This window comes from Sorangium sp. So ce124, assembly GCF_051525235.1.
Lineage (GTDB): Bacteria > Myxococcota_A > Polyangia > Polyangiales > Polyangiaceae > Sorangium > Sorangium atrum.
On sequence record NZ_CP150312.1, the window covers coordinates 5,025,963 to 5,040,076 of the forward strand.

Annotated in this window: 10 protein-coding genes and 2 pseudogenes; 6 read left to right on the top strand and 6 right to left on the bottom strand. The window is 68.8% G+C overall.

Annotated elements, in window-relative coordinates:
• Positions 1-987 carry a hypothetical protein gene (locus WMF19_RS18820; protein ID WP_437900355.1) on the bottom strand — a complete coding sequence of 329 codons (987 nt, stop codon included), beginning with the start codon at positions 985-987 and terminating at the stop codon, positions 1-3.
• Between the two features lie 278 nt (positions 988-1,265).
• On the opposite strand from WMF19_RS18820, the pseudogene WMF19_RS18825 reads away from it, so the two are divergent.
• From WMF19_RS18825 to WMF19_RS18840, 4 genes and pseudogenes are all read left to right on the top strand, one after another.
• Positions 1,266-1,802, top strand: a pseudogene (locus tag WMF19_RS18825) (IS701 family transposase); the annotation flags it as partial.
• 44 nt (positions 1,803-1,846) lie between these two features.
• Positions 1,847-2,544: pseudogene (locus WMF19_RS18830) on the top strand (phospholipase D-like domain-containing protein); the annotation flags it as partial.
• A 229-nt stretch (positions 2,545-2,773) separates the two neighbouring features.
• Positions 2,774-2,947, top strand: coding sequence for a hypothetical protein (locus WMF19_RS18835; RefSeq protein ID WP_437900356.1), 174 nt, complete (start codon positions 2,774-2,776; stop codon positions 2,945-2,947).
• Positions 2,948-3,150: 203 nt separating this feature from the next.
• On the top strand, positions 3,151-4,386 hold the full coding sequence (locus tag WMF19_RS18840; RefSeq protein WP_437900357.1) for an AAA family ATPase: 1,236 nt from the start codon (positions 3,151-3,153) through the stop codon (positions 4,384-4,386).
• A gap of 195 nt (positions 4,387-4,581) precedes the next feature.
• Here the strand turns inward: WMF19_RS18840 and drmC are convergent, their stop codons facing one another.
• From drmC to WMF19_RS18865, 5 genes are read right to left on the bottom strand one after another with little or no spacing between them, the layout of a single operon-like run.
• A complete protein-coding gene (gene drmC / locus WMF19_RS18845) occupies positions 4,582-5,379 on the bottom strand; it encodes a DISARM system phospholipase D-like protein DrmC (protein ID WP_437900358.1) in 798 nt (265 codons plus the stop codon).
• Positions 5,376-7,256 carry a DrmB family protein gene (gene drmB / locus WMF19_RS18850; RefSeq protein WP_437900359.1) on the bottom strand — a complete coding sequence of 627 codons (1,881 nt, stop codon included), beginning with the start codon at positions 7,254-7,256 and terminating at the stop codon, positions 5,376-5,378. The genes drmC and drmB overlap by 4 nt, the downstream gene beginning before the upstream one ends.
• Positions 7,256-10,630, bottom strand: coding sequence for a DISARM system helicase DrmA (drmA, locus tag WMF19_RS18855; protein ID WP_437900360.1), 3,375 nt, complete (start codon positions 10,628-10,630; stop codon positions 7,256-7,258). Before drmA ends, drmB begins: the two co-directional genes overlap by 1 nt.
• 49 nt (positions 10,631-10,679) lie before the next feature.
• The gene (locus WMF19_RS18860; protein WP_437900361.1) at positions 10,680-11,354 is read right to left on the bottom strand and encodes a hypothetical protein; all 675 of its coding nucleotides are present in this window, start codon (positions 11,352-11,354) and stop codon (positions 10,680-10,682) included.
• Complete coding sequence (locus tag WMF19_RS18865) at positions 11,351-12,622, bottom strand: AAA family ATPase (RefSeq protein ID WP_437900362.1); 1,272 nt, start codon at positions 12,620-12,622, stop codon at positions 11,351-11,353. The genes WMF19_RS18860 and WMF19_RS18865 overlap by 4 nt, the downstream gene beginning before the upstream one ends.
• Positions 12,623-12,860: 238 nt before the next feature.
• On the opposite strand from WMF19_RS18865, the gene WMF19_RS18870 reads away from it, so the two are divergent.
• Positions 12,861-13,586, top strand: a complete 726-nt coding sequence (locus WMF19_RS18870; protein ID WP_437900363.1) for a hypothetical protein — start codon at positions 12,861-12,863, stop codon at positions 13,584-13,586.
• Between the two features lie 10 nt (positions 13,587-13,596).
• Positions 13,597-14,100, top strand: coding sequence for a hypothetical protein (locus WMF19_RS18875; RefSeq protein ID WP_437900364.1), 504 nt, complete (start codon positions 13,597-13,599; stop codon positions 14,098-14,100).
• Positions 14,101-14,114: the final 14 nt, after the last annotated feature.

A 14,114-nucleotide genomic window follows, 5' to 3' on the forward strand; every position in this document is an offset into this window, starting at 1 on the left:
TCAGCGGCGGCGGGCGTTCTGCTCGCACCAGGCCCGGTAGACGGAGCACGCCTGCCGGAAGGCGTCGAGCTGTGCGGGCTGGGCAGCGAACAGCCAGCGAAACTGGACGTCGAGGTGAGCATGCTGCTCGGGCGTCAGCCCATAGCGCCGGGCGATGGCGGCGCGGCCCGCGGGATCGAGCTCGCAGTCGACGCACAGCGAAGCGTACTGCTTGAGGGTCAGGGCCATGGGGGCGTGCGGCGCGGAGGGCGCAGCAGGCGCGCCGTCCGGCGGTGGGGAGCCCGGGGGCGTGGGGGGCAGCGCGCTTGTGCCAGGGCTCCTGAACGGCAAGGCGGTCTCCATGCGGCCCTCGTGGGCTCTCGAAGGAGCGGGCCGGGCTGCGTTCGTCCAGACGGCGGGGAGGGCCTGCGCGAAGGGAGACGTCACGTTCACGGGCAACGTGCCGTCGAGATCGACCGGCCCGACAGAACGGGGCGCCCCCGTCGCGCGCTCCTCGACCGCGGGCGACAGGGGCCCCGGCGTACCGGAGCCCATGGCAAAGCGCGGCTCGTCCGCGCGTACCGCTGGAGGTGGACCAGGGTCCGGCACGGTGAGCGAGCCCTCGCTGGAGGCTGTGCTCGTCGAGGCGACAGGGGGAGCCTGTGCGGAGGTTGACGTGTCGTCCTTCTTCGACGTTTCGTCGTCGTGCAGCTCAAGATGACGGGACCACTGCCCGATGGACGCGAGGTCGGGGCGCTCTGCGTCGAGGCGCTCCTTCGTCCGCCGGTACGCCTTTGCCATGACGAGCGCGAGCGACGTCTCCTCGCGCTCCACGTCGCGGCTGAGGACGTCCGTCCACTTCTTCCGGGCGGAGAGCAGGTCCTCGGGGCGCACGGCGAGCCGGTCGAGGACCACCGCCTGATCGACGCCCTTGAAATGAATCAGGTAGGCCGACACCTCGCCGAAGCGTTCGAGGGAGAGGGGTGGGTCGTTCGTCGTGTCCGGCATTACGGGGCCCTCGGCGACCAGTTCAGGCAGCGGTGGTCACCCTGACCGCGACCATCCCGATCGGCATCTTGACCCCGGCGCTATCGGGGAGGAAGAGGCAACCTCAAGGTTCAGAGCGTCGTCGTCGGCTCCCCGGCCTGCGCGAGCAGGTGGAGGCCCGGCATCAGCGGACGCGTCGAGCCCCATATCGGCCAGCTTGATCTCCGCGGTGGCGGGTAGGAAGCGCTAGTACTACAGCCGCACCTCGACATCGATCAGGTTAGACCCAGGGTCCGCGCATGGATCCGGGGGCGAGCGAGCTGCCAGCAGCGGCCGCGTGGGACGCGCTGGCAGCAGATTTTGAGGCATTTCACGCGCGATTCGCGGCGCTGTTCGCGCGCAGCGAGCCGCGCAAGCAGGCGATCAAGTACGTGCGCTCGCTGATGGGGCCGGCGGCGAGGCGGAACGGTTGGCAGTTGGCCGAGGCCATCGGGGACCGCACGCCCGATCGCGTGCAGCGGCTGCTGTACAGTGCGGACTGGAGCGCGGATGCGGCGCGCGATCTCCTGCTGGACTTCACGATCGAGCAGTTCGGCGATCCGCAGGGCATCGGCGTACTGGATGAAACGGGCTTCCTCAAGAAAGGCACGAAGTCTGTCGGCGTGCAGCGGCAATACGGCGGGACGGCAGGCAAGATCGAGAACTGCCAGATCGGTGTGTTCCTCAGCTACACGAGCCCACGTGGACATGTGATTCTGGATCGTCGTCTTTACTTGCCAGAAGCGTGGTGCAGCGATCCGGCGCGGAGGCAGGACGCTCACGTTCCGGAGGATGTCGCGTTCCAGACCAAGTCGCAGCTGGCGATGCAGATGCTGCATGGCGCCTGGCGCGGAGGCTCGTCGAGCAGATCGACCAGGAGATCGCCGGCGCGGAGCTCCAACCCGAGGCGCCCGTCGAGCCGGCGACGGTGCTCCACGCCATTGTCGGGCGCCAGCCGGGCGGCAGCCAGGAGACGATCCCCGAGCCGCTCATCCCGCTCCTCGACACGGCGCTGCTCACCAACGCGCCTGGCGAGCCGAGGGGGGCCACCAGCTCCTGACCGAGGTTCGCTCGGCGGACCGCATCGACGTCGTCATGGCGTTCGTCCGCCGGAGCGGCATCGCCCCGCTGCTCGAGGCGCTCCGCGTGCACTGTGAGGCGGGCCGCGCGCTGCGGGTGCTGACGACTACGTACACGGGATCGACCGAAGCGACGGCGCTCGAGGCGCTCCGCAAGATCGGCGCCGACGTGTGCGTGTCGTACGACACGGGGACGACTCGCCTGCACGCGAAGGCGTGGCTGTTTCATCGCGCGTCGGGCTTCTCGACCGCCTATATCGGCTCCTCCAACCTGACGCACACCGCGCAGACGAGCGGGCTCGAGTGGAACGTTCGCGTGTCCGGCGCCCGCAACCCGGATGTCATCGCCAAGGTCGCCGCCGTCTTCGAGAGCTACTGGAACAGCGGCGACTTCGTGCCGTACAACCGTGAGGAGTTCCTCGCGCGCGTCGAGCAGGCAACGAACGCCGCGCCATCGGTGATAGGAGAAGCGAGGAGATCTGGGCGATCTGCTCCGGCGAGCGGGCCACGCCGTGCAGATCGACGGCAGCGTCGCCCGCTGGTGGACCTTCGCGGGCGGCCGTGTGAATCACACGCTCAAGTACGGGTTCGAGGTCGCGGAAGGTTGGAAGGTCGTCGCCGACAACTTCCAGCTTCGCATCGAGGGTGACGGGATCGGTCACGAGAGCGTTCGTAGGACGATCGGCAGGATGTCGTCATCGGCCTTCTGGGACGCACCCGACCTGCGCCAGGCCGTGCTCGCCAGGTTGCCGGGCTACCGGCTATCGAAGTTCCAGGACTGCCTCCCCGAGAGATTCGCGTTGGAGGTCGTCGAGAGCTTTCTGCTCGACGTCGCGGGGACGGTGCGGTGGCTGGCGGTGTAGTCAGCGTCCACACGTTTGTCGCTTGTGCCCGGCCCTGCGAGGCGCTCGGCGCCTCGTCGAACGCGGCGAACGGATCGTCGGCGGCGCTCCGAGCGATCGGCCGCTGCGCAGCGCGTGGGAGTCCTGGGCCCGTCCCCGTGGCTTCGGCGTGCGTGAGATCTGGACGACGAACCGCATCCGCGCGATAGACGGCGAGCGCCGCCATGCTCGAGAAGATCCGCATCCAAGGCTTCCGCGCGCTCAAGGACGTGGAGATCTCGCTGCCTCCAGGCAAACCGCTGGTGCTCATCGGCGAGAACGCCAGCGGCAAGAGCTCCATCCTGGATGGAGTCGCGATGATCTGCGCAGCCGCGGGCGGGCGGGCCGGGCGGGCGATCCTCGATCGGGGCGGATGGGCCGCTGTCGCGTGGGCCGGGACGAGCACCGAGATCGAGCTGCTTACCCGCTTCTCGGAGCGCTCGCCCGTCTTTCAGCGGGAGAGGGCGCCGGTCGAATACATGATCCGCTTCGGGAGCGTCAGGGCGAGCCCTACCGTCCTCGACGAGGAGGTCCGGGTTTACAAGAACGGCTTCGACCAGCGTCCGTTCATCGCGCTGAAGGGCGGCGCCGCGTCCTGGGCGGCCAATGTCCAGACAAAGAAGAACGATATCGTGGCCCCGGTGGAGTCGGACAGCGCGATGCTCACGAACTCCAGCCTCGCGGCCATCTCGGACGAGGTGCGTTACCCGACGCCGATGCACGTCAAGGAGGCACTGCAAAGCATCGCCTTCTATCCGTCGTTCGCCCTCGGCGCCGCCCCCGACGGCGTTGAGGGCGCGCACGAGCCCATCGGCGCTCGGCCCGTCGAGCGGACGCGCCGCATCAAGCGGTCTGGGCGCGACCTCCTCAACGCGCTTCACACCCTCTCGCAGGAATACGCTGACACGTGGAGCGCGCTGCTCGCCGACCTGCAGGCCGTCTTTCCCTGGTGCGACGAGATGCGATTCCCTCCCGGGCCCGGCCGAGGCGTGATCACCCTGACGTGGCGCGACAAGCGCTCGGGGGCGACCCTCTACCTCGACGACATGAGCGAAGGCATGCGCGTCTACCTGGCGATGCTCGCCGCGCTGCACGCGCCGGACAGCCCCGCGCTGATCGCGTTCGATGAGCCGGAGCGGAGCCTCCACCCCAGGGCGATGCGGCGGCTCGTGAAGGTGATGGAGTCGCGCGCGGAGAAGACCCCGATCCTGGTGGCCACGCACGCCGACCGCCTGCTCGATCACCTGGAGGACCCCGCCGCGTCGCTCGGCATCACGCGCTTTTCGAGCGACGCCGGCGTCACCGTGGAGACGCTCGACGGCGAGCTGCTCGACGCCTGGCTCAAGGAATATTCGCTGTCGGAGCTGCGCGCCCGAGGCATGCTGGAGTCGCCTCCTCAAGACGGGACGTCCGTGTCGTGAGATCGATCGTCATCGCCTACGAGGACGAGCCTGCGGATCAAACCAGACGCCGCGCGACGCGCCGAGGTGCTGAGCCGTTGTCCGGACCTCGGTCGCCTCCTCGACGTGCTCGGGCCTTGAGCTGGAGCCGACGGGAGCACGCGGCTGGCTGGCGACGTCGCGATCCTTCATGCCATCGACTCCGGCAGCGCTGCGCTAGGGCTGGTCGAGCTTATGCTTTGTGTATTCGCCCACGATGCGCGCGTCGATCAAGCCGAGCCACTGCCCAGCCAGGTAGCTCGCGAAGCGAGGGTCCTCGATGAGGACGCCGACCTCGATGTTTCTCTCCTGGCCTCGCTGCGTGAAGTTCGCGCTGGACACGAAGGCCTTCGCGCTGTCCACGACGACGCACTTCGCGTGCAGGCTGCAGTACGGCGGGCCGGGCGCGAGCGCACGCTTGTCGTAGTAGAGGCGCGGGCGAGGCTCGCCGAACGGCCAGCTCTCGGCGAGGAATTTGCTGAAGTACCGCGTGAGGTGCGCATCCGCGGAGGCGCGGCGCTCGATCTGCGGAATGTCGATGAAGAACCGGGCGTCGACCCGGCGGCTCCGCATCGCGCTGTACAGCGGCGCCAGCACATCCTCGGCGTGATCGAAGCTGTAGCCGGCGAGGAGAACGCTCTCCTGCGCGCCCTCGAACAGCGACCGCAGCACGACCGCCGTGTCTCGGGCGGTCCCGACGGGCACGTCAGGGCCCGTCCACACGAGCTCCGGCGCCGGTCGGCGGGTCTCGCGCTCGGCGAGCGCGACGTCGAGGATCGCAAGGCACGCGGCCACCTTGTGGCCGGCGAGCGCGTGCTCGATCGTCTCGACCTGATGCCGGATGCCCAGGCCGACCAGCGACGCCCGGTCCACCGGGGTCCGCAAGAGCCCCGACGCGATCGCCTCCCGGAGCGCCGCGAGCACCCCGGTGCCGACGTGCTTCAACGTGGGCCGGGAGCCGGCGGCGCCGCTCATGGACGCTCCCGGAAGAAGGCCAGCTCGGGGTCGTTGCCGATAGTGGGCACGACGAGCGCGCGGTCGAGGAACCGGTTGAACCACTCGCAGGAGCACTCGGCGATGTAGAGGCAACCGTGACACGCGGCGCCCTCCGTGCGGCGATCGCTCGACTCGGAGCTCGGGTCGTGCGCCGCGCAGACGGGGTCGTTCGAGCAGAGCCGCCCGAGATCCCACGCCTCGCGCAGGTGATGCTGGATCCTCCGCCCCTCCTCGACGAGCCCGCCCAGGGTGCCCTCGCTGCCGGTCGTGCCCGTCGTGAGCATCACGGCGGCCATGTTGGGCCCATCGACCTCGGCCTGGCCGCAATAGATGCGCTCCCGGATGGCGCTGGCGGCATAGCCGCACTCGAGGCTCACCGCGGTGAGCAAGAGGTGCGAGAGCGAGTGCAGCAGGAAGAACCGGATGCCCGGAAACTCGCCCCTCTTGTCCAAGCCAAAGGCTCGCTCGAGCTGCTTGGTGCGCTCTTTCACGGCGTCACGCTTCTCCCAGTCGGAGAGCGCCTTCTCGTCCAGCTCCACGAAGACGCCCTCGCCGCGGACCTCGGCGGCCGGGAGCCACTTCTCGTTTCCCGTGGGGAGCGTGAGCACGGTCGGCTTTACCTTGCGCCCCGCGAACTCGTACTCCCCCTGCAGGTTGGCGCCGATCGAGTCGAACCGGCTGAAGCTCACCTGCACGCGCACCTCGCGGAGCTCGGGGACGACGACGAGGCCACCAACACCCGGCGGCAGCTCGATGCGCGGCTTCGGCACCCGGTACGCCGCGAACTGGACACCCCGGTCAGGGACCGCTCCAGGCTGCTCGGTCGGTGCGTGGACCAGCCGGTCGTACTCCGCGCTGCGCAAGGGGCGCTCCGATGTCGCGGTCGTGGCCTCGTTCTCGGCGCGGATCGCCGCGAGCACCTTCTCCGCCGGAGCGTCGCCTATCGCGCTCGCGACGTGCTCCATGAGCCCGGCGATCATCGAGAGCTGCTCCGCCGTCTTGACCTTCTGGACGGCCTTCCAGACGTCCTTGTCTCGCAGCCGCTGGCGCAGCGGGTCGGGCTCCGGGTCCGGGAGGCGCAGCGCGCTCACGACCTGCCCGAAGTACGCGTGCGACGCCGTGCGGACGAGCAGCTCGCTGCGCTGGTCGCACGGCTCGCTCGCCGCGCGCCCGCCGAGCCAGGGGCGATCCCCGTTGCAGTTGTAGGGCAGCACCGTCGCCTTGCTCATGGGCGTCGTTGCGTCGCAATTCTTGCAGTGCACGAGGATGCGCGCGATATCGCCGATCGCCCTCTCCTCCAGGTAGAGCTCCGGCCGGTCGCACACGCCCTCTCGGCCCAGGTGCGCGAACGGGATCCACGGGAAATCCGACAGGTGCCCGCGCTTGCACGCGGCGACGAAGCGGACCGGCACGACGCTCGACCACTTGTTTTTCGCGCACTCGTGGCGATAACGACCGTTCTTGTTCTCGAACTGCTCCGACGCCCGCGCCAGGCGGCGGCACTTCTGGCAGACGAACCACCGGGGAAACTCGAGCGCGCGGACGCCGACGCTCGGATGGTGGTTGCGCGCGTCGCCCTCGGGGGCCATGCGGAAATAGCCCTCGCGCGCCAGATCGAGGTCCGGATCGAGCGCCTTCAGGCGGGGGATGAGCGAGCGCCGGAGCCGAGGGTCGTCCAGCGCGACATACCCCTTGGCGCCATAGCTCCAGTGCTCCAGGCCGCCGATGACGACCGCGCGATCGACAAGGTCGACCATCGCGCCGGGGCCGAACGTGCTGACGAGCTGGCTCTGCCGGAGCTGACCGTCCGAACGCAATGCCCTGCGGGCGTCCTTCCTCTTCTTCGGATCGTTCATCAGCCCCTCTCGTCGAGCTGCTTGAACCGCAGCCAGACATGCACGCTCGGCTCGACGTCGCGCATGGACGTCGGGACCTGGAAGTACCGCGCGTCGTGGTCGTCGGGCGGATCGTCGCTCGCCGTGAACAGGAGGTGGAGGCCCTCCTGGCCGGCGCGGTCGTTCTTGCTGTAGACGCGCCTCGCCGCGCCCGTGCGCGCCTTGTCGACGACGCGCTCCCACGCGTCGAGGAAGCTCCGGCCGCGCGCGCGCACCAGCTCGGCGATCCGGTCCTCGGACTGCTTCTCGGGGAAGTGACGGTGATGGCTGGCCCGCGCGACCATCCAGGCGACCATGGCCTCGGCCGCGGGCCGCTGCTCGTGGATGCTCATCACGCCCGTCGGGGGCTCCATCCGGGCGACGCCGTGCCGGATCATCGACAGGAGGCTGCCCACGAGGCCTCGATCCAGCGCCTGGCCGCTGAACGGTGTGACGCTCGTCGCCTCGACCTCGCGGTACAGGCTCTCGTGGTACGCGACGAAGCGCTCGTAATGCGAGCGATCGCGCGGCCGCATGACGTTCAGGCAGGTGACGACCAGGCCCGGGTAGGTTCGCCCGACGCGGCTCGTCGCCTGGATGTACTCGCTTGTCGTCTTCGGCTGGCCCGTTACGACCATCAGGCCCAGGCGGTCGACGTCCAGGCCGACCGAGATCATGTTGGAGGCGAGCACCACGTCGAGCGGCTCGGGGGAGGTCGAGGTGCGCCGGGCGTTGAGGCGCTGCTTCGTCTCCTTGACGTTCTCCGTCCGCTCCCGGGACGTGAGCTCGGCGGGCATCTCAAGGTTGCGGTTCCTGGCCCACGGGTGCGGCCCGAGGAAGAGCAACGGTCGCTTCTCCTCCTCGATGTTGTCGACGCGGTTGCGCACCTCGTCCTCGACGAGGCGCCGCATGCCGCCGAGCTCGCGCAGGCTGTTGAAGTACCCGATGAGCGTCATGTACGGGTCGGCCGGCTGCTTCGGCTCGCCCTTTGGATCGAAGTGCTTCCGCGAGGCGGCGAGCAGCGCCGCGTAGGAGCGCACCGAGACCGCGCGGAGCGCGCGGCCGGGAGCGCCGACGCCCACGTACAGCCGGCCGGGCTCGTCGCGCTCGACCTCGGAGAAGAAGGTGTCGCCTTCGGCGATGCCGCGGGGCGGGAAGAGGACCATCGTGCGCCCGAAGAGCGCCTTGATCTGCTCGCGCGCGCGCCGGACCGTCGCCGTCGAGCAGACCACCTTCGGCGGCCGGGGCGCGCCGCCGATGGGGTGCTCGCAGAGGTAGTCGACCGCGGCCTCGTAGAGGCCCACCATCGTGCCGAGCGGGCCGCTGATCAGGTGCAGCTCGTCCTGCACGATGAGCTCGGGGGGCGGGAGCCCCTCGGGGAGCGGCTTGGCGCCGGGCCTGGGATCGTGCATCACGCCGTAGGCCCGCTGCGCGTCGAGGTGCGTGGCTCGGCCGAACAGCATGCCGGCGTCGCCGAGCCAGGGCATCATCGCGAACTTGTCGACGGTGGCGACGAGGAAGCTGGGGACCTCCTGGTAGATCTGCTCGTCGACGAACAGTACCGGGAGGCCGAGGCCGGGCGTCCTCGCCTCGGTGTAAAGGCACTTCGCGTCGTCGCAGTAGACGGCGGCGCGCGCGAAGCTCTTCTTAGTCGGCTTCCCCTCGGCGTCGACGAGCTTGATGTTCTGGATCTTGATGGCTTCGCCGCACCACGGGCAGGTCGTGAGCGGGAAGGGGGAGTCGGTCCTGCCCGGCGTGTAGTCGGAGAGCGCCTCGTGCACGTCCTTCAGCCGGTTGGCGCTGGCGCTCGCGCCGACCCAGAGGCCAACGGTGAACCGGGCGTTGCCGAGCTCCTTGGGGTACCGGCGCCGGAGCTCTTCCAGTGCGCATATCAAGGTGGCCGCGCGCCCGAGCTGGTCCAGCGTCAGGAGCCGCAGCGTGTACCGGAGCAGGACCGCGACCCCGCGCCCCTCGTGCGGCGTCCCTCGCCCGCGGAGGCGTCGGAGCAGGAGCACGAATGCGATGAGGCCCAGGTAGGCCTCGGTCTTGCCGCCGCCGGTAGGAAAGTAGATGAGCTCCGCGAGCTTCCGCTCGGGGTGGCTCGCGTCCACGACCGACGGCAGGTTCAATAGGATAAAGGCGAGCTGGAACGGGCGCCACTCCGGCTGCCTGCCGCCGGTGTAGCGGCGATCCTCGCGGGTTCTGTCCGCTTGCATCGCCGCGACGTGCATCGCCTGGTTCATGTACTTGAAGGCCTTCAGCACCTCGTCTTTCTCGCCCAGCAGGGCGATGCCCGCGGCGATGCGTTCCTTGGCCCGCGCCGCCTTGTTCATCAGCTCATCGCGCGTGCCCTCGAGCCGATCGAGCGGTGTGTAACGCTGCTTGTCAATCCATGCGCCGTAAGCATCGATGAGGGGCGAGAGCGCGTTCGCGATGCCCTTGGCGTCGAGCTTGCCGAGGTCCATCATGCCCAGCGCGGCGTCATCGATCTTCCGGTGACCGACGCGCGGCACCTCGAAGCAGGGGAGCTGCGTCGTGCGGAGGCGGAGGACCTTGCCGTTCTTCTCCACCGGGCGCTCGACGCTCGTGTTGTGGCCGACGGCCCACTCCCTGTGGTCGCGGAAGGCGAGCGCGAGCGCGCGCTGATCCTCGTCGCCTTCCTCGCCGCGCCGGTTCGGGCGGGAGACGAAGCCGCGCTCGTAGGTGAGCTCCATCCGCACCTGGAAGGCGAACTGCTTGTCGCGGTCCTGCTCCTCGGCGGTGCGGTCGTTGACCAGGAACAGGCTCAGCACGCGCGTGCCGGGATCGAGGCCGTCCATGGCCGTCGTGCGGAGCTCGCCTTTCAGGATGAGGTTGCGCGAGCCGGGGACGGGGATCCCGTCCTTCTGCTGGAGGACGCTCGGGTCGAGCGGTACCGCGACGCGGACCGGACCGTACGGCACCCGCTTCCAGCCGGGGACTTTCTTGTCGGTGTGGTCGAGCGCGACCTCGATCTTGTCGTAGTCCGCGTACCAGACATCGATGTGGATCGTGTCGTCCTTGCCCGGGGGCAGGAACACGGACAGCCCCATCGAGGCGGGGAAGCGGACCGGCCGCTTGGGCTCCGGCTCCTCGGTGCCGGCGTCCTCGGCCTGACTCTCGCTGCCGGCGGCGAATCCGGTGTCGGTGGAGTCGCGATCCTCCGGATCGGGGACGCGGCCGCCTTGCGGCGCGAGGAAGCCGGTCAGGTACCAGCGCGACGGCGGGATCGGCAGGATCTCCTGGCCGCCCTGCGCGTGGCTGTCGGGCACGAAGGGGCCGACGAGATCGGCTTCGAGGGCTTCGACGAGGTGACGGCGGACGTCGGCAGGGGTCACCGCAGCAGGATCGCGTCCATGCCGGCGTGAAGGCAACCCTTTGGCGTGCTCACCGGATGCGCTCCTCGATGACGCCGAGCATCTCGGGGAGGCGCGCGGGCTGCTGCTTCATCCACGTCTGGAAGAACGCGGCCCGCGCGGGGCGGCCGTACTGCTTCGGCGCGTGCTTCTGCTGGAGCGCGCAAAAGGCCTTCCACGCCTGCTCCCGCAGCAGGGGGAGGTCTCCAGAGTTCAGGCCGAGCGTCTGGTCGACATCGGCGCTGAGAGCGGGGTGATCCGATGTGATGAAGAGCCCCTCGTGGGTGTCGCGGCGCTCGTACCGAAGCTGAATGCAGGAGGCTTGCACCGTCGGGTCGACGGTCAACGCCGTCGATCCCTGCGCGGCGTCGCAGCTCCTCGTCCGCCATCCCGAGCGCTGCCCGCCGTCGCATGAGCCCAGGAGGTTCCTCCACGAGAGGGCCTGCGCTGGATCGACGTCTATCGGCGTGCGGTGGGCGATCTTCATCGTGCGCTCACCACGAGCGTCGGCGGCGTCAGGGGCGATACGGCGCATGCAGAAGGCGCAGAGCCAGCCCTGCTCGTGCGCGAGATTGGCGCGCACGCGACCCTTGTCGATCTGATCGAACGCTGTGCGAGCCCGAGCCACCGTGGAGAGGTCGGTCGTCGATGCGGTGCGTGTCTCCGTGACCGTCGCCGGCTCGGCGCCCTTCACGATGTGCCTCACGAAGCGGCCTCGGTGGTGTCTTCAGGCGGCAGGAGCTGCTGGTAGAAGAAGACGTCGGGGTCGTCCCCCTCGATCATGGTGGACAGCTCACGGATGAGCTGGCGCGCTTCGTCGTAGCGGTCGGCATCGACGGCGTCGCGCAACAGGTTCAGCTTGGCCGCCACCTCGGGAGGCCGCCCTGGATCGCCGAAGGCCGCCTCCAGGATGCGGTTTGTGTCGCGCCGCCAGGTGCCGCGGTCGAGCGTTCGGAGCTCGAAGCGCTCCAGGACGCGGACGTTCGCCGCGTGCAGCGAGGAGAGCACCTGGGGAGAGTGCGTGGTGATGATGAACTGGGCCCGCGGGAACACCTTCTGGAGCCGCGGCAGGATCACCCGCTGGAGCCCAGGATGGAGGTGGAGCTCGATCTCGTCGATCAGGACGACCGCGGGGTGCTCGAGCGGGTTCTCTAGCGTCGGCGCCGCGAGCGCCATACGCCGCGCGAGGTCCCCCGCCATGGCGAGGAGACACTTCTCGCCGTCCGAGAGCTGGGCGACGTCGAGGCGCGTGCCGTTCAGCTCGACGGTCATGCGTTGCGGCCGACGCTCGATACGGACCCTACGCGCGCCGGGCAGGAGCGCCTCGATCGCCCTGCGGACGACCGGCAACGGCGACGGCGTGGAGGAACCGTCGAGGCCTTGCTCCTCGTGCAAGATCTCGAGGACCTGCTGCTCGTTGAGGATGTCTTCTTCCTGGCGAAACCATTCGAAGAAGCCCCGGAAGTTGCTCGCCCCGCCCTCGAGTGCGCCGTCGTAGGCGCTCAGCGCATCGAAGGCGTGGGGGGTGCGGATCCGCTCCGGGATATCGAGCGCGCTCCGGTTCGTGGGGAAGTAGACGACGAGCGGGAGGAAAGGGGAGCCGAGCGCGATCGTGGTCTGCGCGGCCGCGACGGGCTCATGCAGCGCGTCGAGCGCGCTCGACGCTCCAGGTGGGTGCCCCGGCAGCGTCTTCGCGATGCTCCAGTGGGTAGGCTGCACACTGATGTCCGCGGTCAGCGAGAGCTGCGCCGTCGACGCTCCAACCCGGACGTCGCTCGCACTTGGCGCGATGGTTTCGGGCTCTCCCGAGCGGATGCTCTCCACGAGGCACGAGAGCAGGAGCGCGAGCGCGTCGAGGATCGAGGTCTTGCCAGCGCCGTTGACGCCGACGAGCGCGGTGACGTCCGGCGAAAAATCGAGGTCGAGGCTCCTGAAGCCCCGGAAGTCGCGGAGGGAGAGGCGGGTGATCTTCATGGTGCGGACGGCGTGACCCTATACCGGAGAACGAACGCGTGGCGAGCCCGGAGGGCGCGGTCGAGGTCGCCAAGCACGCGCGCAGGCTCGGCTCAGGAGAGCTCTCCGTGCGCGGTCACGGGTTGGTCGACCTCGCGAAGGGAAAGGGTCAGGCATGCCCCTACGTTCACACCCTGCGACGGCCGCATGGACGTCGCCGGCGAGCCTGCGTACGGTGCGCCGCGTCAAGGAGGGCATCATGCAGGCATGGATGCGTCGCGTGGGTGCGCTCGTGTTGACGGGGGGCATGGTCGCTGTGCTGGTTCCGGCGTGCACGATCCATCTACGTCCATCCGATGGAGACGAGATCGAGAACGAATCCGCGGAGCACCCGCCGCCGGCGCACCCCGACGACGCCAGCGAGACGGACGACGACGTGGAGGACGATCAGGAGAGCGAGATGATGTCGGCCGAGGCCGAGGCAGCCTACGACGAGCTCATGAGCATCGACCCCCAAGAGGTCGCGCTCAAAACGATGGCGACTTCCTACGCGGCGGTGATGGTTGCGAGCCTCGTGGAAACGCGGGTCGTCGATCCAGCGGCGCTCGATTTCGAGGCGCTCGACGCGCTGATCGAGCAGCACGCACCGGCCGGGTGGGACTCGGCGCGCCTCTGGATCGAGACGCCCGAGGCGACCACGCTGGCCTCGACCGACGGCATCTACCCCGATTTCGCGTGCTTCAATGAGCCGTATGGGTGCCCTCAGACGACCGAATGTCCGTTGAGCAGCGGCGAGCAGGCGTTCTGCATGGTGACACACTGTGGAACAGGTGAATGTCCCTGGTGCCCGTGGGGGCTCGGGAACCTCCTTTTCAAGTCATGGTGCGCCTACGGCTGCCTCAGGCACGGTAGCCTCGTTGCTGGAGCCTACATTCTGATCACGAACGGCTGGGGTCCCGGAAAACGTCAGTGTACGTACTGGTGAGGGAGGAGCAATGAAAGTCACGTTCGAGGACGGGAACACCCTCACATTTACGAGCGGCGAGGGAAGAGAGGACATCGAGGACACGACGGATGTCATCAATGTCATCTACTGGCTGTCGGCGTTTGCTGCCCCGCGTGTCTACCGGACGTTCAGCCGTGTGCCGCCACGCGAGCACATTCTGCGCTTGCTGGATATCTATATTGCGTACGTGACGAAGGGGGCTCACTATATGGCGCCGCAGTTTCAGCCGGTGCACTACGAACGCCGCCTGCCACTCGCGACACGGCTGCGGGAGCTCTTCGAGTCATGGACACAATCTGAGCCGCCTCAGGAGGTCATCGAGATTTCGCGGGCTCTCATGGAGCATGAAGGCATCAAGCCACCCGCCTGCGGGTGGGATGCGTACGGGGATCCGGAGGAAGGTGGGATCAAGTTCGAGGACGCGCTCCTGTGGCCAGAAGGCGTGCCGGCCATTCTCAAGGGTCAATGGCCACCGAAGCATGGGAGATCGTAGCTGGAGCATGCGCG

Coding starts and splice junctions, on each gene's coding strand:
- WMF19_RS18820 (WP_437900355.1), bottom strand. CDS start 987: ATGCCGGACACGACGAACGACCCACCCCTCTCCCTCGAACGCTTCGGC.
- WMF19_RS18835 (WP_437900356.1), top strand. CDS start 2,774: ATGTCGTCATCGGCCTTCTGGGACGCACCCGACCTGCGCCAGGCCGTG.
- WMF19_RS18840 (WP_437900357.1), top strand. CDS start 3,151: ATGCTCGAGAAGATCCGCATCCAAGGCTTCCGCGCGCTCAAGGACGTG.
- drmC (WP_437900358.1), bottom strand. CDS start 5,379: ATGAGCGGCGCCGCCGGCTCCCGGCCCACGTTGAAGCACGTCGGCACC.
- drmB (WP_437900359.1), bottom strand. CDS start 7,256: ATGAACGATCCGAAGAAGAGGAAGGACGCCCGCAGGGCATTGCGTTCG.
- WMF19_RS18865 (WP_437900362.1), bottom strand. CDS start 12,622: ATGAAGATCACCCGCCTCTCCCTCCGCGACTTCCGGGGCTTCAGGAGC.
- WMF19_RS18870 (WP_437900363.1), top strand. CDS start 12,861: ATGCAGGCATGGATGCGTCGCGTGGGTGCGCTCGTGTTGACGGGGGGC.
- WMF19_RS18875 (WP_437900364.1), top strand. CDS start 13,597: ATGAAAGTCACGTTCGAGGACGGGAACACCCTCACATTTACGAGCGGC.